The 26180-nt window shown below is 45.9% G+C and carries 18 protein-coding genes; all 18 read right to left on the reverse strand.

Features of this window, described 5'->3' with window-relative positions:
- Nucleotides 1-73: 73 nt before the first annotated feature.
- The 18 genes from helD to AC6CIF_RS02065 all read right to left on the reverse strand — a co-directional run bounded on the left by helD (nucleotide 74) and on the right by AC6CIF_RS02065 (nucleotide 25888).
- The gene (gene helD, locus AC6CIF_RS01980; RefSeq protein ID WP_498197595.1) at nucleotides 74-2449 is read right to left on the reverse strand and encodes an RNA polymerase recycling motor HelD; all 2376 of its coding nucleotides are present in this window, start codon (nucleotides 2447-2449) and stop codon (nucleotides 74-76) included.
- A gap of 244 nt (nucleotides 2450-2693) precedes the next feature.
- Nucleotides 2694-3155 carry a pyridoxamine 5'-phosphate oxidase family protein gene (locus AC6CIF_RS01985; protein ID WP_498197596.1) on the reverse strand — a complete coding sequence of 154 codons (462 nt, stop codon included), beginning with the start codon at nucleotides 3153-3155 and terminating at the stop codon, nucleotides 2694-2696.
- A 136-nt stretch (nucleotides 3156-3291) separates the two neighbouring features.
- On the reverse strand, nucleotides 3292-4359 hold the full coding sequence (locus tag AC6CIF_RS01990) for an FUSC family protein (protein WP_498197598.1): 1068 nt from the start codon (nucleotides 4357-4359) through the stop codon (nucleotides 3292-3294).
- Nucleotides 4360-4659: 300 nt separating this feature from the next.
- Nucleotides 4660-5382 (reverse strand): HD domain-containing protein, encoded by a 723-nt coding sequence (locus tag AC6CIF_RS01995; protein WP_498197600.1) that lies wholly within the window; start codon nucleotides 5380-5382, stop codon nucleotides 4660-4662.
- Between the two features lies 1 nt (nucleotide 5383).
- On the reverse strand, nucleotides 5384-6823 hold the full coding sequence (locus tag AC6CIF_RS02000) for an NAD-dependent malic enzyme (RefSeq protein ID WP_498197601.1): 1440 nt from the start codon (nucleotides 6821-6823) through the stop codon (nucleotides 5384-5386).
- A 211-nt stretch (nucleotides 6824-7034) separates the two neighbouring features.
- Nucleotides 7035-9107, reverse strand: coding sequence for a beta-galactosidase (locus AC6CIF_RS02005; protein WP_498197603.1), 2073 nt, complete (start codon nucleotides 9105-9107; stop codon nucleotides 7035-7037).
- Between the two features lie 87 nt (nucleotides 9108-9194).
- Nucleotides 9195-10280, reverse strand: coding sequence for a glycoside hydrolase family 53 protein (locus tag AC6CIF_RS02010; protein ID WP_498197605.1), 1086 nt, complete (start codon nucleotides 10278-10280; stop codon nucleotides 9195-9197).
- Nucleotides 10281-10312: 32 nt separating this feature from the next.
- Nucleotides 10313-11191 carry a carbohydrate ABC transporter permease gene (locus AC6CIF_RS02015; protein WP_036670224.1) on the reverse strand — a complete coding sequence of 293 codons (879 nt, stop codon included), beginning with the start codon at nucleotides 11189-11191 and terminating at the stop codon, nucleotides 10313-10315.
- A 29-nt stretch (nucleotides 11192-11220) separates the two neighbouring features.
- Nucleotides 11221-12111 carry an ABC transporter permease gene (locus AC6CIF_RS02020; RefSeq protein ID WP_017689297.1) on the reverse strand — a complete coding sequence of 297 codons (891 nt, stop codon included), beginning with the start codon at nucleotides 12109-12111 and terminating at the stop codon, nucleotides 11221-11223.
- Between the two features lie 190 nt (nucleotides 12112-12301).
- The gene (locus AC6CIF_RS02025; RefSeq protein ID WP_498197607.1) at nucleotides 12302-13987 is read right to left on the reverse strand and encodes an extracellular solute-binding protein; all 1686 of its coding nucleotides are present in this window, start codon (nucleotides 13985-13987) and stop codon (nucleotides 12302-12304) included.
- 123 nt (nucleotides 13988-14110) lie between these two features.
- A complete protein-coding gene (locus tag AC6CIF_RS02030; protein ID WP_498197609.1) occupies nucleotides 14111-15739 on the reverse strand; it encodes a response regulator in 1629 nt (542 codons plus the stop codon).
- A 73-nt stretch (nucleotides 15740-15812) separates the two neighbouring features.
- The gene (locus AC6CIF_RS02035) at nucleotides 15813-17567 is read right to left on the reverse strand and encodes a sensor histidine kinase (RefSeq protein ID WP_498197611.1); all 1755 of its coding nucleotides are present in this window, start codon (nucleotides 17565-17567) and stop codon (nucleotides 15813-15815) included.
- Between the two features lie 296 nt (nucleotides 17568-17863).
- Entirely contained in the window at nucleotides 17864-18562 is a 699-nt protein-coding gene (locus tag AC6CIF_RS02040) for a hypothetical protein (protein ID WP_498197612.1), read from the reverse strand.
- 182 nt (nucleotides 18563-18744) lie between these two features.
- Nucleotides 18745-20274 carry an ABC transporter substrate-binding protein gene (locus AC6CIF_RS02045; protein ID WP_036609560.1) on the reverse strand — a complete coding sequence of 510 codons (1530 nt, stop codon included), beginning with the start codon at nucleotides 20272-20274 and terminating at the stop codon, nucleotides 18745-18747.
- 133 nt (nucleotides 20275-20407) lie between these two features.
- Entirely contained in the window at nucleotides 20408-21316 is a 909-nt protein-coding gene (locus AC6CIF_RS02050) for a carbohydrate ABC transporter permease (protein WP_017689303.1), read from the reverse strand.
- 17 nt (nucleotides 21317-21333) lie between these two features.
- A complete protein-coding gene (locus AC6CIF_RS02055) occupies nucleotides 21334-22320 on the reverse strand; it encodes an ABC transporter permease (RefSeq protein ID WP_076208980.1) in 987 nt (328 codons plus the stop codon).
- Nucleotides 22321-22500: 180 nt separating this feature from the next.
- Nucleotides 22501-24114 carry a response regulator transcription factor gene (locus tag AC6CIF_RS02060; RefSeq protein ID WP_498197614.1) on the reverse strand — a complete coding sequence of 538 codons (1614 nt, stop codon included), beginning with the start codon at nucleotides 24112-24114 and terminating at the stop codon, nucleotides 22501-22503.
- On the reverse strand, nucleotides 24089-25888 hold the full coding sequence (locus AC6CIF_RS02065) for a sensor histidine kinase (RefSeq protein WP_498197616.1): 1800 nt from the start codon (nucleotides 25886-25888) through the stop codon (nucleotides 24089-24091). Before AC6CIF_RS02065 ends, AC6CIF_RS02060 begins: the two co-directional genes overlap by 26 nt.
- Nucleotides 25889-26180 lie beyond the last annotated feature (292 nt).

Here is a 26180-nt window from a genome sequence, read left to right on the forward strand (position 1 = left end):
TATGTATCATATACAGAAAAACTCCCGTTCCATTGAACGGAAGCCTTCTTCATGCATATGATGAAGTGTTATGTCAGTCCACTTGCGCAGCAGACACCTTGCCAAGATCATACCATTCTTCCGACTGGGCGGTAATGAACGGACTCGGTGTGCCCACGCAGTATACGTGCAGTAGATGCATCGCTCGTGTGCAAGCCGTGTAGAACAACTTGCGTTCATGCTCCTGGGCATACTGCTCCGCAGAGCCGTCATAGATCAGGACAGCATCGAACTCCACACCTTTGGCCAGATACGCCGGGATGACATGAACACCCTGCTCAAAGGCCAGCGTCGTTTTCTTGATTAACTTCGGTGCTGTGGGCAGTGCCTTGCTCAATGCAGCATGGACGTCTCTGCTCTCTTCGGCGGTCTTGCAGATGACTGCAACCGATTCGTACCCTTCCTTAATCAAATGCTTCAGGTCTGTCGTGATGACGTTTATATGACGCTCGGAATCAGAAGAAACGATCACTTTAGGTTTCTCACCGCTGCGGTTAAATGGAATAATCTCTTCCCCACCAGGCACCATGCCACGTGTAAACTCCACGATCTCCCGGGTAGATCGATAACTTCTGGTCAGCTCAATGACTTCCGTGTTGTCTGGTCCGTACAGGTTAGTCAAGGGTCCTGTTCCACTAAGTACTGAAGAGTGGGCATAGATTGCCTGATTAAAGTCACCAAGTGCTGTTATTTTCGCCCGTGGGAACAATCTCTTCATAAATGCCAACTGAAACGCAGAATAATCCTGGGCTTCATCAATAATGACATGACGAATATTCGAGTTAATATGGAATCCAAGCATAAGCTCACGCAAGTACAAGTATGGCGTAATATCTTCATATGCCAACTCCTGAAGCTTCAATCTGCGTAAAGTCATCTTACAGATTTCATCCCATTGAGCAGGCAGCGCTTCGTTATCCAGCAATCGCTCCATCTGAGCCTGATCATTGAATAGATGTGCATATAATTGTCTTATATCAACGAATCGTAATGACTTAATCCATTTCCGCAACGGTTTGAGTCGGTCACTGACCACCATACGTGCCAGAATCCCTCTTTCCTGCTCAAAGTCATTAAACGTATGGGTCGTTCCTTTTTGCTTGCGCTTCAACCGTTGATACGCACGTTGCAGATCCTCCGGCTCCATCAGATCAAGCTGCTGATCAACCCAAGGCGCATCCAGTTCACCTTTACCAAAGGCAGACAGTTCTTTCAGCATCCAGTCCCGTAACATCTCCAGTCGACTCACCAGCTTAACGGATGACTCAAAACTGTAGAATTTCTCAGCCATAGCCTCTGACGTGACAATCGCTCGGCCTTGGAAGCGAACCGGCTTGAATTTCATGCCACCTGACAACATGCTTTCCTTATAACGTGTAATGACTTTCAGGAAAGATTCGGATGACTTGAAGCGAATGCTGGACATGCGCACATCGTAATCGGGATCTTCCGTCCCCGTAAGTACATATTCGAGTTGAATAAACGGATCTTCCAGTTGATATTCACGACCCAAACGGCGCTCCAGATACTCCTGGAAGGTCGTTTGCAACATGTTTTCCTCCCCAAGCTCAGGCAGTACCGTGGAGACATAACTGTTGAACATTGGATTCGGTGAAAAAAGAACCATCTGATCCGCTTGCAGATGCTCGCGGTATTTATAGAGAAGATATGCCACACGCTGGAGCGCCGCGGATGTTTTTCCACTGCCGGCTGCGCCTTGCACAATGAGCATGCGTGTCCGGTCATTACGGATAATCCGGTTCTGCTCCTTCTGAATGGTCGCTACAATACTCTTCATCTGTGCATCCGAAGTACGACTGAGCACGGCCTGCAACAGCTCATCACCAATCGTAACCCCCGTGTCAAACATCAAACGGATACGTCCGTCCCGAATGACAAACTGCCGCTTCAACTCTATATCACCGCTGATCTCCCCACTGGGTGTATGATACGTGATTGGACCCGGTGCTCCGTCATAATACAGGTTGGAGATTGGCGCACGCCAGTCGTAGACCAGAAAAGATTCTTCCTTCTCATCCAGCAATGATGCAATGCCGAGATAAATGCGTTCTGCATTTGGATATCCATCTTCCTTAAAATCAATGCGTCCAAAATACGGTGAATGATGCAGTCGTTTCATTTTGTCCAACGCAGCCGCTGTATTGAGATGACTGCGCTCCCGATCGGACAGTACCTGTGACTGCTGCCGCATACTGGTTGAAGTTTCCCCTACATCATCCGCTTCACTAAAGTTCATTGTGACTTCATCCCAGAAGTCTTTTCTCATGCCAACCACTTCGTCACGGAAGGAACCAACTTCATCTTCCAGCGTTGTGATCTTGCGTTCAATCTGATCGGTCACGGTGTTGACCCGTTGTTGTTCCTCATTCCATTGCTGATCTGTACTCATATGTTAATAGCCCCTCTTTCCCCGGATTGTGTCCTCAAAATCCCATTTGACAAGCCCGAAAAGGCAATGGTATAATTATTAGAAAGTAAACATTTTAATTATATGTTAATTAGTTCTAATTTTCTGAAAACCATTTTTTATTGTACCAGTGACAACGTCCCGATGCAAGCGGAGGCGTTTTTTGTTGTTTTCTTCTTCATTATTACCCAATCACCGGGTCCTCATCTGACTTAGCTTCTCCTGCCTACTTTCGTAATTCTTCAATTGTCTCTTTCCAGCGTGTAATTGCTCCAAGTTCATCTTTTAATTGAAAGGTTATTCCTGAAGTGATGTCCGCATATGGCGCGTGATCCACACGAACATGGAGCACTTGTGCTTCAAAACGATCCCTCGGATGAACAGCTCCCTTCATCTCAGGCAGCCGTTCTACTTCTATACGGATATGCAGCAATCGATGTCCTTGAACCGCAATCAAGGTAGCCTTGCCTGTTTTGCTCATGTTCATACTGGTCTGTGTACCTGGCCATAAAGCAAGTCTAAGCTGATGCGGATTTATCGCAATCACTTCCCCCATACTAATCATCGCCTGATGCGGCCACTGATCCTCGGATACGGTCAGCAGTTGCATGGCTTCATGCTGTTTATGCGCCAGATTTGTCCCACTCAACCATTCCATTAGTTCAGCGTCCAATTCCTCTATAATCATGTCTCTATCCCTCAGTTTCGTTAATATTCATTCATGCCCTTCAGCCGTATGTATGACAAAACAACCCGGACACGATTGTCCGGGCAATGTTGTAACTACATTGTATATGATCGCCAAGCAGGAGCGCAATTCGTTATCAAGGCCACTTAAGCCAATTCAAAATTTTGTCCTGTGATTCTTTGTCTTCACTGGCGCTATGCACATGTTCGGCAAGTCGATTCAGACGTTCCAACTGATATCCATAATCATAAATGGCAGCAGCCACGATGGACAATCGTAACATCCCTTCCTTGTCGATATCAAACTGGGTGATCGCCTGCTCCATGAAACGGTCATTATCCAATACAAACTGTGCGGCCTCTTCCCCATTAGGCTTCAGCTTATCCTCGAACTTGAGCAGTGCATGCTCATGGAATTTGATAACCAGTTCAAGATGTGAGTCAAAAAACTGATCCATGTCCGTTGTCCGCGGTGCCTGGAAATAGTGGCGTTCCACCGAATCCAGCACCTCATACCCTTTTTGCAGACTCAGCAGCATTTGTTTGTAGACCACCATCTGACGAGTTTCGCTGAATTTCGAACGTTTCATCTTTTTCTGTTCCTCTTCGAACAAGTTATACTTGTCGGACAAAGACTTAATGGAACCGCCCAGGTTGCTTTTCTCCTCCCGGAATACAACTTCCTTGATCTCGTCCGAGATCGAAGTTCGCAGAAGCAACGACATACCGCTGAATACACTATGGATCTGCTTCACGAACTGAACCTTCGGTTTCGGCGGAAATACCGTAATGTTGATGAGAAACGCCGATACAATACCAACCAGTGTCAACAGAAAACGATTGAGTGCAAAATGCCAGTCACCCGAGGCTTCCATAATGGATACAACCGTGACCAGTGTCAGGCCAACCGTCTCACCCATATTCAATTTAAGACAGATCATGATGACAAGTACAATAATTAATCCAACGGCGATTGGCTCATTGGACAACACCATGCCCCCCACCAGGGCGACAATAGCTCCCAGCGTGGTCGTTTGCAATTGATCCAGGAAGTATTTCCAGGAACGATAGATCGAAGGCTGCATGGCGAATATAGCCGCGATTGCGGCAGGCACGGGAGATTGCGGGTTCAAGAACAGGCTGCTTAGGTACAAGGCAAGCGTGACCGCGATCCCCGTCTTAAGTACACGTGCACCAAACGACATGGTGGTGACCCCTCCTCTTTACCGAACCTGAAATTTTACATTTGATAATCATGTTCATTATTACCCCATATTTCTTTTTTTGCCTGAATTCATTCAGGAGAACGATTTATTGTACCATGTAAGGTCTTCCGTTGCCATGTCATAAGTCAGTGGTAATGTGAAATTGATTTCTTTATGTATGTTAATACACATTATTAACCCAAAAAGAAGCAAATCTTCAAAATGGATTTTCGCCACTTCAAAGATTCGCCTCTGTTACTTATGATACCTCTGTGGAATACTCATGCTTATTATGCCTGCCTAACGGTCCGTGCCCTCCCATTCTCTTTTGAACTGGTCCACGAACTGCACCATATAATCATGACGCTGTTCCGCCAGCTCCCTGCCATAGGAGGTATTCATCAGATCCTTGAGCTTGAACAACTTCTCGTAAAAGTGATTTATCGTTGTGCTGCGCCCATTGCGATATTCCTCACGGGTCATCTGCTCCCGTGGGGGAAGGGACGGATCGTACATCTCGCGCCCCCTGGCTCCTGAAAAGGCAAAGGTTCGCGCAATCCCAATCGCGCCCAATGCATCCAGTCGATCCGCATCCTGTACAACCTGTGCTTCAAGCGAGCTGACCGCAGGACGCTGTCCTCCCGCATATGAGATGGTACTAATAATACCTACAACCTTATTACGTATATCCGGGTCAAGAGGCTGGGTATCCAACCAGTCATTCAGTTTGGCCATCCCGGCTTCCAAGCTCTCATTCAGCTTCTCATCCGGTACATCATGTAATAATGCAGCCAGCTCACAGACAAATGGATCTGCACCCATGCGGTGAGCGAGTTCAACCGCAAGTGCCGTTACCCGTTCAATGTGCGGCCAGTCATGACCATCACTATGCCTGGATGAGTCCCCTTGAACAAAGGATCGCGCGGCGCGCAGCACAGCCTCTCCTGCCGTTATTCCATCTATGTTATGCATGTGCCCTGATTCTTGCAGATTCCCGCCAGGTTGAAGAGGGTTCTCTGACATCTTACGATTCCCCGCCTTCACGGGCCTGTTCACGAGGAATACGCCGAGCTACACCCGTCTTAACAGCTGCTTCAATCACGCGACTGCGCATCGATTTGACCACTTTATCATTGAACACACTCGGAATAATGTAATAACGTGTACGCTCTTCGTCCGTAATGGCCGAAGCAATCGCTTGCGCGGCTGCCAGCTTCATTTCTTCATTAATTTCGGTGGCTCGGCAATCCAGAACTGCCCTGAAGATACCCGGGAAACATAACACGTTGTTGATCTGATTCGGATAATCGGATCGTCCTGTTGCCATTACAGCCACAATGTCTTCCACCAAGGCAGGCATAATCTCAGGCACCGGGTTTGCCATTGCAAACACGATTGGATCTTCTGCCATGGTCTCTACATCTTCGCGAGTTAACAGATTCCCGCGGGATAGGCCAATGAACACATCGGCTCCACGAATGACATCACGCAGCGAGCCAGTCTCCAGTTCGGGATTAGTACGAGCTGCATAATCACTCCAGACTTCATTCTCATAGGTTTGTGTTCGTACAATTGCACCCTCACGATCGACACCTATAAGCCGGCTGGCCCCCGCGGACAATAATATGTTGCTGCATGCTACACCTGCTGCACCGATGCCACAGACCACAATCTTCACATCTTCAATGGACTTGCCCACCAGTTTGAGCGCATTGATCAGACCAGCATATAACACAACCGCTGTGCCATGCTGGTCATCATGAAATACAGGAATGTCCAATTCGTCATTCAGACGACGTTCAATTTCGAAACAACGCGGTGACGAGATATCCTCCAGATTAATGCCGCCAAAACCAGGTGATATCGCTTTCACAGTACGTATGATTTCCTCGGTATCCTGTGTGTCCAGGCAGATTGGGAAAGCATCCACACCTGCAAATTGTTTGAATAACATCGCTTTACCTTCCATGACAGGCATCGCTGCACGAGGCCCAATATTACCAAGCCCAAGCACTGCACTGCCATCAGATATGACGGCCACTGTATTCCGTTTAATTGTCAATGAGAAGGCTTTGCCGGGTTCTTCTGAAATGGCTGAACACACACGAGCCACATCCGGAGTGTACACACGTGACAGATCTTCCCGGTTTTGAATCGGGGTCTTTGGTGTTACTTCGATCTTACCGCCCAGATGAAGCAGGAACGTCCGATCCGATACGTTAATAATGGACACACCTTTGAGCTGGCGCACCCCTTCTATAATTTTACTGTTATCTTGTGCATCTGTAACGGCGACCGTCAAGTCGCGCACGCTTACATCCTGATTGGTGGAAATCACGTCGATGGCAATGATGTCTCCCCCAGCTTCCGAGATGGCCGAAGCCACTTCGCCAAACTTGATATCCTTAGTTGTCATTTCCAGTCGAATAATAATGCTGTTACCATCCAGATTCCTTTGATTCATTTCCATTCCTCCCAGACTGAAAGTCTTGAGTTACATGTTACGTGTTTGTCTTCGCTACGCGGACACGTTTATCCTTTATCTTGTCCAGAAAAAGTCATTCAACAGCCAAATGCATAAAATAAAAAAGATGCCCTGAACACCAATGCAGGCGTTTCAGGGCAATCTCTTCTTAATAATAACTTCATTTATTTAGTAATATATAGAACCTATATTATTTCCGGGCAGCCGGTCTGCGCAGAACACAAATGTCATATGGCTTCAAGCTGAGACTTGCTTCCACAGCATCACCACTGAGCAGATCGGTATAGGACTGTCCATCTAGTTCAACCAGCTTCTCATCTGGTGTGTAGTTCTGTACAAACACATAGTCAGCTGTACCATCTGTACGCGTATGTGCCGTTGTTCCGGCAGGCAGCTCGGTTTCAAGTCCACGCTCAATGTTCAGGTCAGCCATTAGTTTCGCATAGAAATCATCATAGAATGGTGCTTTCAGACGTGTCGCTACGTAAAATGCTTTTCCTGAACCCAACTGGTTAACCGTCAATGCCGGACGTCCGGCATAAAAGTCAGAACGGTACGTAGCCAGGGACTTCGCGCCTTCCAGATGAATCAGATCACACAGTTCAATTGCATCATACGCTGTATTGAGCTGAAGCTCATTGCCCTTCTCCGGAATGATTCCGTTCAGATCACGATCATGCAGTCCGTCAATTTCCTCGGACCAGATGCCAAGTGTCTTACGCAGCGGGCCTGGGAATCCACCCAGGAAACACAGATCGTTTTCGTTAACAATACCAGACCAGTAAGTTGCTACAAACGTACCACCTTGTTCTACAAACTTCTCAATGCGTTCCCCGACACCTTCACGTACCAGATAGAGCATTGGCGCAATCAGCAACTTATACTTGGACAGATCTGCATCCATATCAATAACGTCTACAGCGACTCCCTTTTTCCAAAACGCTTCGTAATGCTCTTCCACGGTCTGCTCATACTTCACACCGATATTACGCGGACCCTGGGAATCATTAACGGCCCAGCGGTTTTCCCAATCAAATATGATTGCAACTTCTGCCGGAACCGCTGTTCCTACAATAGCTTCCATGCCTTCAAGAGCCGTTCCTACGTCGGTGACATCTTGGAACACTCGAGTGTGTTCCGTTCCTACGTGGTCTACCACCGCACCATGAAGTTTCTCACTGGACCCCCGGCTTTTTCTCCACTGGAAGTACTGTACACTATCGGAACCGTGTGCCACAGCCTGGAGAGAAGAGAGCAGATGCATGCCAGGTTTTTTCAGCTTGCTGACATCTTGCCAATTCGTAGAACTTGGAGTACTCTCCATCAGCAAGAACGGCTGACCGCCTTTGATGGAACGAACGATATCATGCATCATTGCGATCCGGGATGCCTGTTTCGCGTCGTCATCTGCATCATGCCAAGTCGGATAACTGTCCCAAGAGAGGAAATCCAGAATATCAGCGAACTTCCAATAGTTCAGACCGCCATAGAATTCCATCAGGTTTGTTGTGACTGGCAGATCAGGATTCTGAGCTTTCAATGGTTTTGTTTCATGCACGATAAAATCAGCTGTCTGATCCGTAACGAAACGGCGCCAATCCAGATTCATTGCGTGTACCTGTGTCTCACCGTGTGGAGCCGGAGATTCCACTTGACTCCAGTCTGTAACCGTATGGCTCCAGAATGTGGTCCACCACGAATGATTCAGTTCATCGAGTGTTTTATACTTCTTCTGAACCCAACCACGGAATGCTTCCTGACAATAATCACAATGACAGTCTCCGCCGAACTCGTTCGAGATATGCCAGCCGATTACAGCCGGATGATCCGAATAACGTTCTGCCAGTTTTGTGTTAATCGCAGTAACCTTCTCACGGTATACCGGGGAAGTATAACAATGGTTGTGACGGAAACCATGCAGATTGCGGACACGCTTCTCGGATACACGGAGCACTTCCGGGTACTTCGCGGACATCCAAGCAGGTCTAGCACCACTTGGTGTAGCGAGGAATGCATAGATGCCATTAGCTGCAAAACGATCCAACACCTGATCCAGCCATTCAAACGTGTATACGCCCTCTTCAGGCTCAAGGGATACCCACGAGAAGATACCAATGGACATCACGTTACACTTGGCAAGCTTCATCAAGCGAATATCTTCTTCCAGAACTTCAGGATAGCGGAGCCATTGCTCCGGGTTATAGTCTGCGCCATGCAACATGTGCGGGGCTTTGGAACTTACAGGTGGAAATTTGTATGTCATAAGGACAACTCCCTTGCATTAATTACTGTTTTTTTTAGTTTATATACGATAACAACGACTTCACAGAACGATACGTATTACGCTAGATTATACGTATGTCACGACATCTGATTCTTCAACAGTAGCAAGTGCTGTAAACGATTCCAACTTGCGACCTTTAAAATCAAACATGGTGAGGTTGCCCCAGTTATTTGGATGACCGACGGACCATTCTTCTTTACTTGGTATCCAGGCAGGTTCCCAATAATAGAATCCGTGCCCCAAACCACCAGGAACTTCGCGAATAATCTGCAATAGATCCTTTAGATATTTGGTCTGTCCCTCTACACTTGCAGGGTATCCTGGTAACAACATATCTTCCTGATTCAAAATCCATTCAATGCCTTCCGGCTGTTCCAGCGTCCATGGATAAGCGGTTTCAACTACATTGATCGGTTTGCCATAACGCTCGGCCAGATCATGCAGATTGTCACGTAACGCATCAAGTGTGCCATGCCACCAAGGATAATACGAGAGACCAATGATATCAAACTCCACACCCAGTGCTTCAAATCGATCGTAAAACTTGCGGCTCTCGGCGTTATCTCCACCACGATCAATATGTATCATAATCTGAATATCCGCGTCAACGGATTTGACCGCAGCAATTCCGTACTTCACAAGGCCTGCAAAACGCTCCCACTGTTCATCCGTATCATGCTCTTCTCCACTAACACGTCCCTCATTCCATAACATGCCTGGTGTAATCTCGTTGCCCACCTGCACCATGTCCGGAAGCGCATCGTGTTCCTTCAACGTTCTCAGAACGTCAGCCGTATACATACATACCGCACGTTGAAGCTCTTCATAGGACAGATTCTCCCATGCTTTCGGCTTCCATTGATTGGCTGGATCAGCCCAGCGATCAGAATAATGGAAATCAAGCAAAAATTTCAATCCCTGTTCCTTGATCCGTTTGGCTACCTCCACCGTCCGTTCCAGATTGCAGAATCCACCAACAGGATCATTCCAGATTCGAAGTCGTATCGCGTTAGCGTCATTAATCTTCAGGATGGACAGCAAGTCTTGTTCCTTGCCATCCACATCACTATAACTCCCGCCATGTTGTTCGATTTCATCCATAAAGGACACATCCATTCCCAGAATGAATGTCTTTTCCGTCAAGTTGCTCACTGTATCAACCTCCATTAATTTGGGGTACAGGCTCAGCCTTTAACTGAGCCCAACGTCATACCTTTAACAAAGAAACGTTGCAGGAAAGGATACACAATCAAGATTGGTGCACTTCCGATGAAGATCTGAGCTGCCCTTACCGTAGTTTGAGAGAGAGCTTCCATTTCTTTTGGATTCATGCTCATGCTACTCATATCACGTCCAATAATGACCGTTTGCATAAATGTAGCAAGTGGATAATCCTTGGCGTTATTCATGTAGAGTAATCCATCAAACCAGGAATTCCAGTGGAACACCATACTGAACAATGCAATTGTTGCAATGGACGGCATCGAAATGGGAAGGAAGATCCTGAACAATGTTCTGAAATGGTTAGCTCCATCCATCAGCGCCGCTTCCTCCAGCTCTTTTGGAATACCGCGGAAGAAGTTCAGCATCAGAATGACAAGGAATGTGTTAACTGCCCCAGGGAGTACCAGTACCCAGAAGGAATCCATCAACCCGATCTTCTGGATAACCATGTAAAACGGCACCAGTCCCCCGTTGAAAATCATACTGAATACAAAAATCCAGGAGTAGATCGTTCTGCCTTTGAATTCACTATTCTCTTTGGACAACGGATACGCTGCCAGGAACGTAATCAGCAAGGTAATAGCTGTACCAATCACTGTACGTAGAAGTGAAATCCAGAGCGAGTTCAAGAAAATTGGATTGTTCATCGTCTTTTTGTATGCCTCAAGTGAAAAACCTACGGGCCAGAGATTGACCAGATTGGCGTCGGCAGCAGCCTTTGTACTAAAGGATACTGCCAGTACATGAATCATTGGTACGATACACATAATGGCGACCAAAATCAGAAAGCAGGTATTGACTATATTAAACACGCGATAAGGCAATGATTTATGATACATCGTGGTCCCTTCTTTCTCTGTTCATTCGTTTAGAATATGCGATATCCAGCGTATTTTTTGGCTAAGCTGTACGATACAAGGATCAAGATCATACTAATAACCGATTTGAACAATCCGATCGCGGTTGCAAAGCCCATCTCACCATTCTGCATTGCGGAACGATATACAAATGTATCAATGATGTCACCCGTTTGATATACGAGCGGGTTATACAAGTTGAATATCTGGTCAAATCCGGCATTCAGTACGTTACCAAGCGCCAGTGTTCCTACAACCATCAGCATCGGCACAAGCGAAGGAATTGTAATGTGCAGTGTCTGTTTCCAGCGTCCTGCTCCGTCAATCTCCGCTGCTTCGTACAATGCTGGATTAATTCCGGCAAGGGCAGCCAGAAAGACAATCATGTTATAGCCAAATTCTTTCCACACATCTGTCAGAATGACCGTAGATCGGAACCAACTGTTGTCTCCCAGGAAGAAATATGGCCCGAGTCCAAAGGTTCCCAGCACCCGGTTAACCAAGCCGCCTGTTGACAACAGATCTATCAAAATCCCGCCCAGAATGACCCAGGACAAGAAGTGAGGTAAATAGACGAGTGTTTGAATCGTTCGCTGTACAGCCATCTTGCGAACCTCATTCAAAAGAATGGCAAAAACAAATGGAACAAATAAATTAAAAATCAGTTTAAGTACAGCAATAATCAATGTGTTCCAGATGACCTGTAAGCTGTCTTCACGTTCAAACAGATATCTAAAGTTGTCCAGCCCAACCCATTCAGAACCGCTAATCCCAAGCCATGGCTTGTAGTTCTGGAACGCCATAATGATTCCGCCCATAGGCACATAACTGAAGATAATCAGAAAGATAATGGCTGGCAACAGCATAACGTGGAATGGCCAAGTGCGTTTCAAAGTTCTCATGATTGCTCCCCCTGTATTTCTTCCTACTCAAGTACTCCCTGAGTGGCTTATAATGCGATTATATCAACCTTTTACGGGGTCCAAACAGCACATAAAAGCAATATAAATGGCACAAATTCAACCACTTTGCCTCAGCTTGAATAAACAAAAAAAAGCACCCAGACGTTAGTCGTCTGGGCGCTGCTTGTAACTATTTTTTCACACTGTCATACCATTCGTTAACCTCTTGTGTAATTTGGTCACCGCCGCCCGATTTCCACGTTTGTACAAAGGTATCAAACGCATCAACCGGATTTTTGCCATAGATAATTTCGTTAAATGCTTGATTCTCGATTTTGTTCAGATAGTCAAGCTTGGATTTCATTGTCTTTGTTGTCGGACCTGTGAACATGTTTTTGAAGGAAATTTCTTCTTGGCTCAGCAAGACTTTCGCTGCTGCTGGAGTTTCTTTACCGTAGTTGACAGCAACATCTTTTTCAAGCTTGGTTTCAGGCTCTTTGCCATTGGCCAAATTCATCAGAGCTTTCATCTGTGCATCTGGAATACGAGCACCGTCACGAACAAGCAAATAACGTACAACGTTCACATATCCGCCTTCGATCTCGTCAATCGGCATTTGTTTTCCATTTGCATCCAGTTGATAATCATAGCCTGCAAACAGACCGTTATCATAAGGGCTACCTGGTGCCGGGTCTGCATAATTGTCGAACAGGTAGTTCTGATACGTAAAGAATGCTTCTGGGTGTGCCATATCTTTTTTGATCAACGTAACACCATTAACGAACTGTGTTCCGTGACGCATCGCTTTTCCTTCAGGACCGGTAGGAATTTCAATCGGTTTCCACACGGCACTCGGTACATTTTTCACTGTATCGAGAAGTGGCCATCCACTCATCCAGTAAGGTCCTGGAATAATACCGGCAGTTCCTGCAACTGCTGGCTCTGCTGTTTTGTTCTCATCCCATAGAGCTGCTTCCTGCGGGATATATCCTTTTTTGAGCCATTCGCTCAATTTGGTCAAACCTTGTTTCATACCCGGATTGATGGAGCCATACTCCAGCTTGCCGTCTTCCCCCAGATTCCACTGGAACGGCAATGTTCCATATGCTCCGAAGATCCAAGATGGGTCTCCCATCCATGTATTCATGGAAGTTTTGAAACCAATGCTGAGCGGAGTGACTTTATCAGGAGCCAAGCCGTCAGGGTTTTTATTTTTAAATGCTTCCATAACAGCTTCCAGTTCGTCGATGGTTTTTGGTGCCTTCATGTTCAGCTTATCCAGCCAATCCTGACGAATCCACAATAGATAATCGTTGTTGTAGGCATAGTCCAGAACAGGGATACCCATTCTTTTGCCATCACGACTATATTGGTTCCATACGTTTGGATCTTGTTCAATTGCTTTTTTCCATGTATCCGAAGCATACTTATCGAACAGTGGCCCTACTTCTTGATACATTCCAGAATCAATCAGATCCTGAGCAAGCAGATTATCACCCACGTTTACAATATCAGGCATTTCCTGTCCTGATGACATCGCAAGACGAAGCTTGGTTGCAAATGCTCCGTTTGTGTCTGTTACTGACCACAACGATTTGATTTCAATACCGAATTGATCTTTGGCCCACTTGGTTGCCACGTTATTTTCCATGGATTCGCCATTTTTGAATTTCAGCTCTGGATCAATTCCCCAAGCTGTTGTAATCGTAACTGGCGGATCGTATTTCTCTTTGTATTCGTTTTCAGTCCCTGTTGTGTTTGAAGCTGCATTATCTCCGCCTCCACTGCCTCCTGAACATCCTGCAAGAACGACAGTCAGACACAGCGTTGTAGCGAGAAGCGACAAGAATCTCTTTTTCGTTGATTGCGCTCTCATGTTGTTCCCCCTTAAATCGTTTTGGTTACCCTTTCATTATAGGCTGACCAGGCCTTTGAGCCTATGATACGAAATCAAGATTTCTGCACCTTTGCCAACCTATATTCTGGAATGTTGTTGTAATTATGCCTGATCCCGAAATTCATTTGGTGTCATACCATAATGTTTTTTGAACATTTTGCTGAAATATTGCGGATTTTGATAACCAAGTTCACTCGTAATCTCGTATATTTTTTTGTTGCTATTCTTAAGCAGATACAGAGCACGTTCCATGCGCATACGAATCATGTAGTCCCCAAGACCTTCCCCTGTCTCTGCCTTGTAAATTTTCGATAGATATACGGGGTGTAAATATACCTTGTCCGCGATCATCTTCACCGACAGATCCTGTCCTGTATCTCTTGTTACCAGCTCCTGAACCTGCTTGATTACATGCCTGCGGCTCTGCACACCTTCCTGATCGGACAACTCTTCCTGAAGCTTCGCCAGCATCTCGGTTGCCCAGCGCCGCAGCTTCTCGGGTGATTGAATCAACTGGTGAGCAAGGAGCAGATCGAATCCCGCATGATCAATCTCATGCACCAGATGCCCCTGTTTATGGGCGATATACATAAATGCATTAGTTACCGACAGGTACATCTCATACACATGTTCTCTGGACAATCGAACCTTTTCTGCCTCGTCAAAGACCGTGTTCAGCTTACGCGCTGCCGCTTCCCATTGCTTGGTCTCAAGCAATTGCGGAAGTACAGGTGGTTTGTACAGCTCTTCGAGCGCCTGCGTCGCATCATTCTCCGGTCTTTTGCTGAGCGCCTGATCCATGTCCATATATATAATCTTGTGTTCTTCCGGTCCTGAAAGGACAAGCGAACCCAGACTTTTCCGATAAGCTGCTGTCAACTCATTAAAGGGAAATGACGGTGTAACTACCATGGACAGATCTCCCTGTAAATATCGAATGACATGCTCACGGAAAGTTTCAGCTGAGATTCTCAACGTCTCCAAGTCCATCTGCGGAGCTTCGATCTGATCTTGATTCTGCAAGAACATAACCAGACACTCATGGGGGCCGCGACCAAACCACACGTTAAATTGCTCTCCAAGTACTTCCTCTGCAATATTACCTACCGCAAAATCCATCAGATCCAGAGACTGCTGGTCCATTGATGAGAAACGTCCTGTAAGGCGAATCAGCATCATCACAGCCGATTGTTCCGGATCAATATGAATCTCATATTGTTGCAGTTGTTCCCGAAGTGCCCGCGCCGTGATCTCACGCCCCAACAGCAGATCATGCATGAGATTCTCCCGTAAAATTTTATAGTCAGACTTCCGACTGTATAAAAGCCGGTGATATTTATCAAATTCATCCCACTCATCGCGAAGAGACGCAATGGCTGCCGACACCGAACCCATAAACTCATCATCGTTTACGGGTTTCAGGATATAATCCGCTGCCTGCAATTGAATGGCTTTTTTAGCATAATCAAAATCACTGTGACCCGTTAGTAAAATACAGCGAATATGAGACCAGCGCTTGCTTACCTCTGCAATGAGATCGAGTCCGGACATGCCAGGCATGCGAATATCCGTAACTACGATGTCTACTGCATTTTCCTCCATAATCTCCAACGCTTCCTTACCGGATGCGGCACGCAGCACGGTCGTTACTCCAAGCTCTCCCCAGGGGATCGTAAGTTCCAGACTTTCTGTTACATATGTCTCATCATCTACCAGTAATATATCAATCAAGTGATTCACTCCCTATTTCGTTCATTCTGCCAATGGATTCCATCGTTCATCATGCGTTACATATTCCAGGTGCTTATCCTTCATTCTCCAGAAGAAACTCCTGCTCGGCAGGCCAAGACAGCGTAACGCGTAATCCACCAAGTTCCGATTCCGTTACATCCAGCCCAGCCTGCTCCCCATATCGAAGCTGGAGTCTCTGATTCACATTCCACAGGCCACAGCCCATCTCCTGATCCATCGTTCCCCTGAGCTTACTCAGAAGCGCCTCACGTGCCTCCTGCGTCATGCCTTGCCCATCATCTTCTACCACAAGAACCATGACACCGTCCTGTTTTTCCCCGGATACTCTTATTTCTCCGGCTTCCGCGTCCGCTTCGATACCGTGAATCACCGCATTCTCCACCAGTGGTTGCACGATGAGTGGAGGAACCTCCTGTCTTAACATCTCATCGGACAGATAAATCTTGTAGTGAATGCGGTCCATACGCATCCGTTGGATCTCCAGATAACAGCTGACAAATTCAATCTCTTCTGTCAACGGTACCACGTCCCGCTCCTGTCTAGTCGTATACCGATAATATCGCGATAGATTATGCGACATCGCTACAACAGCGTCCATACGCTTCAGCTTCGCCATACTTGTAATGAAGGAGAAACAATTATAGAAAAAGTGCGGGTTAATCTGCGATTGCAGCTGCTTCAACCGGGCTTCACGCACATGAATCTGTTCCAGATAAACGTGTTCAAATAACTGCTGGATCTGCTCCACCATCAAGTTGAAACGTTCGGACAGGAAACTGAATTCATTGCGGCCTTTTGGCTTAATCCTCACTGAATAATCTTCCTGCTTCAACCGCTGGAACCCACGAATGAGTTGTTTCACTGGTACCTGTACCTGAACATAGAACAAATACGCCACACCAAAACTCATTAACAACAAACAAATCATGGAAGAATAGAACAGCATATTCGATTGATGAATGGGCTTCAGAATATCTGATAGCGGCATGTAGTCCACCAAATACCAGCCTGTTGTACTGGATTTCACGGTGTTAACCATGTAAGGCTCGTCCCCGATCACTACTGTACGATTATCAACGTCCTGAAGTTTGTGGGCGGACAGTTCTTCCATCAACTGATTCGTTAATGAACGATCTGAAGTCCGATTATAGATAACCCCCGATTCTTCACGGAAATAGAAGGGGTCATGCCTGCCATCGTCCTTGAATTTGTCCAGCATATCCCGAATGTTATCACTATCAAACTCCAGTTTAATAATCGTTTCCGCATTATTAGCTGGGTCCTTAATACCGTATGGAGATACCGTAATCCAGCTAAACATGAACCGATCATCTTCCCCATCCTGAATTTTGCGTACATCCCAGCCGGAAATGATATTTTCCCTTAGCGCTTCTTTATCGTAAGAACGTGCGTCCCTTTCGGAAACCACCCTTCCCAGCGAAGGAGAATACAGATATAACTTTGTAGCCCAATTGGATGAACTTTCCTGAATACTCAGCTTATTCTGAATACGTTTGACCAGGTTGATCGCATCCAGATCAAAGTAGTTACTGTCCGCATAGATTCGCCGGAAGCTGCCGATATCAGGATCATGTATGAGCAGATTCGGCCATGAGGATAACAGTTCGATGTGTGTGTTCACTTGATTTTGGAAAAATTCAAGCTGGTTACTATTTGATCGATTCAACTCATCTCTGAGAACAGCTGTTGTTTTGTGATTGGAGTACCAGTACAAAAGCACTACAGGAATCAGCATAATCAGAATAAGAATGACCATTTTGGAAAACAGGTTTGTCCGATATGACATCTTTTCATCTCACCTTGTCTAAATTTGTCGTGACATTAATTGTAATGATGTAAGCGCTAAAGACAAACTATTTTTTTGAGGCAAACCGATTCATTATCTAGCGTAAGCGTTACCAATTCAAGGGGGAAGGAGATAAAACCAACATTTCTGCACTAATTGCAACTTCCACGCACAAAAAGAGCCAGCGATTAGCCAGCTCTCTCTAATTTCAGTATATGCCTTGATCCTTCTATTCTACTCAAACCTTATTCCACTTCTGTTTATGTAATTATTCTTTTTTACTATAAAAATATCAACTATGGAATATCATAATCAAATACCGTATTCGCTCCATCCACGCCTACATCCAGCACAATATCCATAAGTTTTCCATTGACGAACAGAGGGGATTCCGCTTTCCCGTAAAACTCCAACTTGCCTGTAAACGTTCCATGGGGTTCAATCTCAACATGTACCGGCCTTAACTGGACAGACTGCAAGGCTTCCAACAGTGGATCGTCCTTAAACTTATAACTGCGTGCGAGATCAGGCAATAACACGGCGGATACCGAATCTCTGCCGTAATTTTTGAGTGTAAGGTCACAGGTGGCTCGGGTCTCACCCGTTTTCAGCACGTTAAAGGTACAAGAGCTTGCATTCTGTACATAGGATACCGCATTAATGCCTGTAGCTCCCCACTTGGCTATATACATGAATTTATCCGTCATGTACGAATAACTGAGAATGATAGCGATAACTACGATCCATAACCCTTTTGCAAGACCGGGGAATGATTTCCCGATTTCTTTGCGTGTAAGGTAAAAGCCGCAAGCGAAGATCCCCATCCCCAGGAAAAGTGTGATATGTACACCACTTAAATATGATGTAGTATACGGTGATATACCTATTGCTGACAGCATGGTATCTCCAACAGAAAAACCAAGATGATGGTTAAATGTAAAGATGATAGCAAATAGCAATAAAGCCCCTGAGAACACAAGTCTGATTCTCGACACACGAACACCCCCTAATCAACCACCTTATTGTATCATATTTTTCCTATTTATGATTAACAATCCAAATCCAAAAAACAACAATAAAAAGAACGTCTTCGGCTGTTCACCGAAAACGTCCTCCATTTTCACCGCTGACAAGAGCTTGTAATAACACAGGTCTCTCTGTCATGGCTGACGATCATTTATTGCTTAGACAAGAATGCATCAAGTTGTTCCTGTTTGGCTGCAATAATTTTATCAATTCCCGCTGCTTTCAATTTCTCCAGATATTTCGGAATCATCTCATTTGGATCAACGGCGCCCGATGTCATACCCGGCTTGAACTGTTTGTTCACGTTGTTGACCGCCGCAATTTCATTTTTGACAGATTGGCTGTTGAACGTAAAGCCCAGTGCTGGCGACTTCACACCTTTGGCGTTAAACTCTTTGAACTTCTCCCATTTCTGTGGATCTTCATTATCCCAGAGGAAGTTCAGGAATTGGTTACCCAGTTGCCATTGTGCACCTGGATTGTAGGTACGACTGTTGGCATCTACGCCATCAGGGAGAGCAATGATATTATCCTGTCCGTCTTTTTTCACATAATGTGTACCTTCAATTCCGAAGTTCAGCAAGTTGTTAATTTCCTTGTCGGAATGCAGCAGGTTAATGACCTGCATTGCTTTCTCCGGTTGCTCTGAAGAACGGGAGATCGCGAGCATCGCTCCAGATGCATCACCCGTCGTGATTGTCGGCTGTGTCATCTCAATCTGAGTGAGTGGGAAACCCACATACCCTTCTTCTTCTTTATCCTTGCCTGGCTTCATGCCATCTGTCCAGAGAAACGCTTTTCCAGCCTTCGCCTGGTCTTTCGGGAACACATTGGACGTAGCAGCATCACTGTTGATATATCCCGCTTGATACCACTTGCGAGCGAGTTCAGCCGCTTCTTTGAATTCAGGGGTCTCCACTTCATTCAGCACCGTTGTTCCGCCTGCTGTTTTGGAGATGACTCCAGGTACGGAAGCATCACCGAGATAATCCCAATCCAGATTCTCTAACAGCCCGTTACCATTGGTATTGGACATATAGAATGGTGTGATGGCTGGCTCGTTTTCCTTGATTGTTTTGAGAAGAGGCTCCAGATCAGCCCAAGTTTTTACAGCTGTCAGGTCCAGCTTATACTTGTCAGCCAGATCTTTACGTACCAACACACCACGTGTGGCCGCGAGTTCCTTATTCGTAGGAACGCCGTAATTCACGCCGTCCACCTGGGAACCTTCCAGAAAGGCAGGGTCCAGGTTTTTCTTAATATCCTGACCATGTGCATCAAGCAGATCATTCAAGGGCAAGAATGCGCCTTTAGCTACATTCACCGTGTAGTTCTGCCAAGCTGCTGTGAAGATAATGTCTGATTTTTCACCTGAGGAAATCATGAGATTCAGCTTGTTATCCCACTGTCCCCAGTCAATCGCATTGATCTTAAGCGTGGCTCCGATCTTTGGTTCCATCTTTTTGTTAATCTCGGCTTCTACCAGAGCGACATCCTTCTGTGGTGTCCCTGGGTAGAACAGTGTCACTTCATAGGGTTTGCCCCCACCTTCACTTGCTCCTCCGCCTTCTGCGCCAGGTGTTGTTGTTCCACCCTTGTCTGATGAGCAAGCTGCCAGCACCAGGCTCAGCGCCATAACCGTTGCCATCATGCGTGACCATACCTTTAATGATCTAACCAATTGAACCCCTCCTGTCATGTGTTGAACCATACAACCGAATTCCCCAATTCACAAATAAATCGATAACTACTTCTGTATATGCCCTTTCAGTCCATCTTCATTTACCTTGCCCACTCCGCTAACCGGTTCAGAGTTATCCCTTCACAGCGCCAACCGTAAGACCTTTGATGAAATAACGCTGGAAGAACGGATATGCCAGTACAATTGGACCAATACCGACCACAGCCATCGCCATTTGCAGAGTTTTGTTAGGCAGATTCAGCAATCCACCCTGCGACGAAATCTGTGAAGAGACGTTGGAGTTGGTTGTTAAATATTGAATATCGAGCAGCGTCCGGTACATAAGGTACTGAAGGCTGATCGTCCGGTTATCTGATATAAAAATCATGCTAAGGTACCAGTCATTCCAGTAATTCAATGTACTGAACAACGCGACGGTTGCCATTACGGGAAGAGAGAGCGGAAGCACGATACGTGCAAACGTTCTCAATTCTCCCGCACCATCAATCCGAGCCGATTCCAGAATAGACACCGGAATGGAGTTCGCGAAGAATGTACGCATGACCAGTACAAAGAATGGGGATAGCAGTAGCGGCATAATGAGTGCCAGTAGGGAGTTTTTCAGATCCAATACGTTGACATAGACCAGGTACCAAGGTACCAGACCCCCATTGAACAACATCGTGAAGAAGATGAAAAAGGCAAACCAGCCCCGGTAAGGCAGATCTCTCCGTGAGAGCGGATACGCATACAATGCGGTCAGCGCAACACTTGTAATGGTACCTACAACGGTAACGATAAAGGATATACCATACGAGTGAATGATCTGATCCATATCTCTGAACAGAAACTCATAAGCCGTCAGGCTGAATTTCTCTGGAATAAGCTTATATCCATTGGCAATTACTGTTGTCTCGTCCGAAAATGAGATGGCGAAGACAAGTAGGATCGGCACGATACAGGCAATGGCATAGAATAGAAACATCGCATGAATAACGGATGCGGAACGCTTCGATACGGCTAGTGGATCACGTGATTTCACAGCTGACTTGCCTCCTCTCAAAATAATGCATTATCTTTATCTATTCGCCTTACGATGGTATTGGATACAAGAACCAGCACAAATCCAACGATTGCTTGGTATAGACCGGCTGCTGATGACATCCCGATATCTCCACCGATAAGGAACGTACGATATACGTAGGTATCCAGTACATTCGTTACAGGGAACAGCGCTCCTGATTCCAGTGGAACCTGGTAGAACAGACTGAAGTCTGCATAGAATATACGGCCAATTTGCAATAACGTCATAATGACGATTAATGGGACGAGAAACGGAATGGTAATGAAGCGTATCTGATGCCATTTGGTTGCTCCATCAAGCACAGCTGCTTCATAATATTCTTCATCGATACCCACGACAGCTGCCAGATAGATGACCGCATAATAACCAATATTTTTCCATGTGTTCACCAGTGGCAAAATATACGGCCAATACTTCGGCTCTGAATACCAGTCGATCGGCTGACCGCCGAACATCTGCAGAATCGTTGAGTTCATGAAGCCTGAATCCTTGCCCAGGAAAGCCAGTACCAGATAACTGACCACAATCATGGACAGGAAATACGGTAATAACATAAGTGATTGATATAACTTGGACATTGCCTTGTTTTTCACTTCATTGAGCAGAATAGCAAGCCCGACACCTACAAAGAGATTCAGTGCAATGAACACCGTGTTATACGCGAGTGTATTTCGGGTAATTTCCCATGCATCACTGGTTGAGAACAAATATTTGAAATTGTCCCATCCACTCCATGGGCTACCCCAAATACCATCAGCATAGTTTACATTTTTGAATGCGATCAGAACGCCGAACATCGGCATATAGTTGTTCACCAGCAGAAACAGGACACCTGGCAAGAACATGAGATACAGCACCTTGAATTTGCCAAGATTGTGCCACACCGACTTGCGCTTTCGGACTGTTTCTCCCGGTATTTCCGATATTCGTACTCCCTTACCCGCCTGGGGTTGTGTCTTCATAACTTGTTCTCCCTCACTCCTCTTGAATTCTTCCTCAGGATGAAGCTCCGTTGCGGCTCCTGTGGTTCAAGTATACGGCGGGGCGAATGAGACCTCTATCTGCTGTGGTGACCTGTTGACTTATCAAATTATGACTTTAGTACCAAAAAAAACAAAAGACGCAGCATGCTGCGCCCAGATTTAAACGGTACGTGACTGTTTTCGAAACTCCTGTGGCGTTATACCCGTGCACTTTTTGAACATTTTGGTGAAATGCGAGTAATTATAGTACCCCACCTTGCCAGCGATATCCGTCACCTTCACGGTGGACTGGGACAACAATGTCTTCGCTTTGGCTACTCTGCCCTGCAGGATAAACTCAGATAGGGACATCCCCTTCTCTTTCCGAAACAGACGTGATAGATAAGCGGGATTGAATCCGGCAAAAGCTGCAAGTTCCTCTCGCATAAGTTCTTCACCAATATGAGTTTCAATATAAACGCACAACTGATCCACAATGGTCATGGGGCTATGATCGTCCGGGTACAACACCGGGATAACACGATCAATCAGATCCGACGTCCATTGCTTCAACTGCGGCAACGACCTTGTCACCATACTCTCTTCCGGCTCCCGTTCACCCGGGTAAAGACTGCGTATTGACACGTTTTTCTGATGAAGCAACGGATATACCACATGCAGCATGGCATGATAGTAGAGATGCAGCATTTCAGGAGACAAACCCTCCTGTGCAGCAAGCAACTCAAAAATCTCATCCACACGTTCTCGCAAATCCCCTACTTTACCCGTCTCAAAAAGAATAGATAATTCCGAAAACCATGGAATAGGCAAAAAGCGATCTTCCTGATCTCTTCCCCGCTCATCATAGACAAATACTTCTTCAAGCTCCTTAATATTGCGCCGTTCCATATCCATCAGCTCATTTAACATGCCTTGCAGCTCAGTTACAGCAACCGGGGCACCAACATAACAGGACAACCGACAGTAGAAATACGTACCACATTCCTGAATATACCCCTGACAACGTTGTGCCACTTCGCTCGCACTCGGAATGATGCCATCTTGCTCATAAGCAAGCACAATATTTAATCCACTTTGATCCTGAAACACCTCACCGGGCTTGTCGTCAAGCAGCATCTCTTTGGCTGCATTACGAAGGGCATATTCCAATACCTCTTCGTCACGCAAATCAAAGTCACGCACCCATTCCTCTACCGAGATCACAATGGGTAACACACGAGCCTTCGGATCAATCTCGGCACCATACAGTTCTGCGAGCTCTTGCAACCGTTGTTCGGTTAACGTGATACGCTGAGAGATGGCATCTTTCCAGAAGCGTTCCGTCAGTAGCGGTTTATGGGTTTTCCAGCGTTTGTATACGGTCTCATAAACTTTGTTGGTACGGGTACGCTGCTCCCCATCCTTGATCTTCTCCACCGCCTGGGTTACTACCTTAATCAATTGATCCGCTGAAGCAGGCTTCAACACATAATCAAAGCTGCTTAGCTTAATGGCTGTCTGAGCATAATCGAATAAAGCGTGCCCTGTCAGGAAAATGGTCAGTATGCCTGGATCATGCTTTAACACCCAACTTTGCAGGTCAAGCCCTGTTTCACCAGGCATCTCGATATCACAGATCATGATATCAATAGTATTAGCCTTTAAAATCTTTCTTGCCTCTTCGGCATCACCAGCACTGTATACCTGGTCAATGCCTGCTGCTTGCCAATCGACTCCTTCCACCATTGCTTGTAATGCATACACTTCATCATCCACAATCAACAGGTTCCGCATAGGCTCCCCCTTCTTCCTCTTCAGTCTGAGCGGGTAAATCAATGATGACTTTGGCGCCATGATCCACCTCATTGCCAAACTGCAAACTGGCTTGATCACCATACTTCACTAAAAGCCGATGAGCCACGTTCCATATACCGATATGCTGTCCACTCGGGTCTTCAGCGTATTGTCCATGTTGCAGACGCCCCAACAATTCCTCATCAAATCCGACGCCATTGTCCACAATCATCAGTTGAAGCACCGTCCCATCTACCTGACCGGACGACTTCTGACCGAGGCGCGCCACGATCCGAATGACAAATGCTTGTGTCCGGCGCTGAAATCCATGAATAATGGCATTCTCCACAAAAGGCTGAATGGTTAATGGCGGAATCACATAATGTCCCAGATTCGGTTCGATATCCAGTTCAAAATCGAATCTGCTTGGAAACCTTAGCTTTTGAATTTCCAAGTAATGACGAATGTGCTCCAGCTCTTCATCCAGACGAATAATACGTTTGCCTGCACGCAGACTGAATCGAAAATAATCGGCCAGATGACCCGCCATCTGCTGTACCAACTCATGTTTTTGCAAGGAAGCCAGACTATGAATAATATTGAGTGAATTCAGGTAAAAGTGAGGATTGATCTGCATCTGCAGTTGTTTAAACTCTGCCTCCCGCGTCCGCAACTGTTCCTCATACACATCAATCTTCAGATGCCTGATCTCACTGGTCATTTGATTGAAACTTCGTGTCATAAATTCAAGCTCCGAAGAAGATGGCGGGTCCAGCTTCACATCGAGATCTCCACGGCTGACCCTTCTCATGCCTCGGATTAACGCATTCATCGGGCGGAATAACAGATGCCGCAAAAAGATCAGTGCAGTAACCAGAATTACTGCCGCACCAATGGGAAGCAGACGAATGATCTGCTGGAAAAACGGGAGGTTACGCATCATGTCTTCCTCAGGCAGCAGCACGATATAATTCATCTCGGACATGGCCGAGGCAATACCCAACATCAAATATTGACGTGCTTCTCCCTTGTTCACAACTTCAGAGATCACCTGATACGGATTCTTCAGGCCGGTAAGATGCGCTGCAGCCAGCTGAATCTGTGCAGTATTTAATGTGGAATCCGATAGTGCCCCACCATCTGTTCCAACAATGACTGCGCCTCCCCGATCTCCAGATTCAGTGAATTGTTGTGTATGATTCAGTGCATTCATATCGACAAGTGCACCTGCATAGAACTGCTGGTTGATTCGCACTGTTTTCACCAGTGCATTCCACGTCCCGCCACGCACGATGCTCCATTCCGGCTTCTGGATATCCCCTTCCAATTGTTGCATCTGGACTGGCATACTCTCCTGCACAACCGACTTTTTGACATCATAATTGCCTGAAGTGGCGAGCAGCAGATCATCATTCACGGCATCATATAGAAAAAAAGAATCGATTAGATTATAAAAACCGATATCTGTCATGAATTTGTTCATAATCCGTTGCTTTGCAATGATATAATCGCCGCTGCCGTATTTCAGAAAAAACAGAGAGATAATATCCGGGTCCCGCTCGCCCAGACTATATAAATACCGATTCGTCTCCTGTAAAACACGTTCATTCTGCTCCACACTCTTGGCGAGATGATTCATATTGGTGAGGGATACTTTGTCACGTACAACTTTCATGGCGTAGACGTTGTTGTAATAAAGCAGCATGAATAATGGCAGCATGATCAATGTAAGACCCACTATAAATTTAAAACGAAGTGAACGGATAAAGCTCATGGATTATGGATTCCCGCCCTTTTAGAGGTAGTTCAAAAAGTCCACTGTACTGAAACCAGACTTATTGAACACACACTTTATTTCAACATAGTTTTTTTCTATTTTCTTCCTTATGATGGCATGTTTATTGTAATCACCCCTGCTTGCCACTGTCTATGGGGTCCCGTGACCTTCACATATCAATTCTGGTGACTTCCATCCGCTCCAATTTCAAGAGTAACAAGCTTCATGTAGTAATAAATTCTCCAGTTGTAAAAAAAATCCTTCATTTATAGCTCAGATGCTTCTCCCT

It is taken from the genome of Paenibacillus sp. GQ49 (assembly GCF_059759055.1).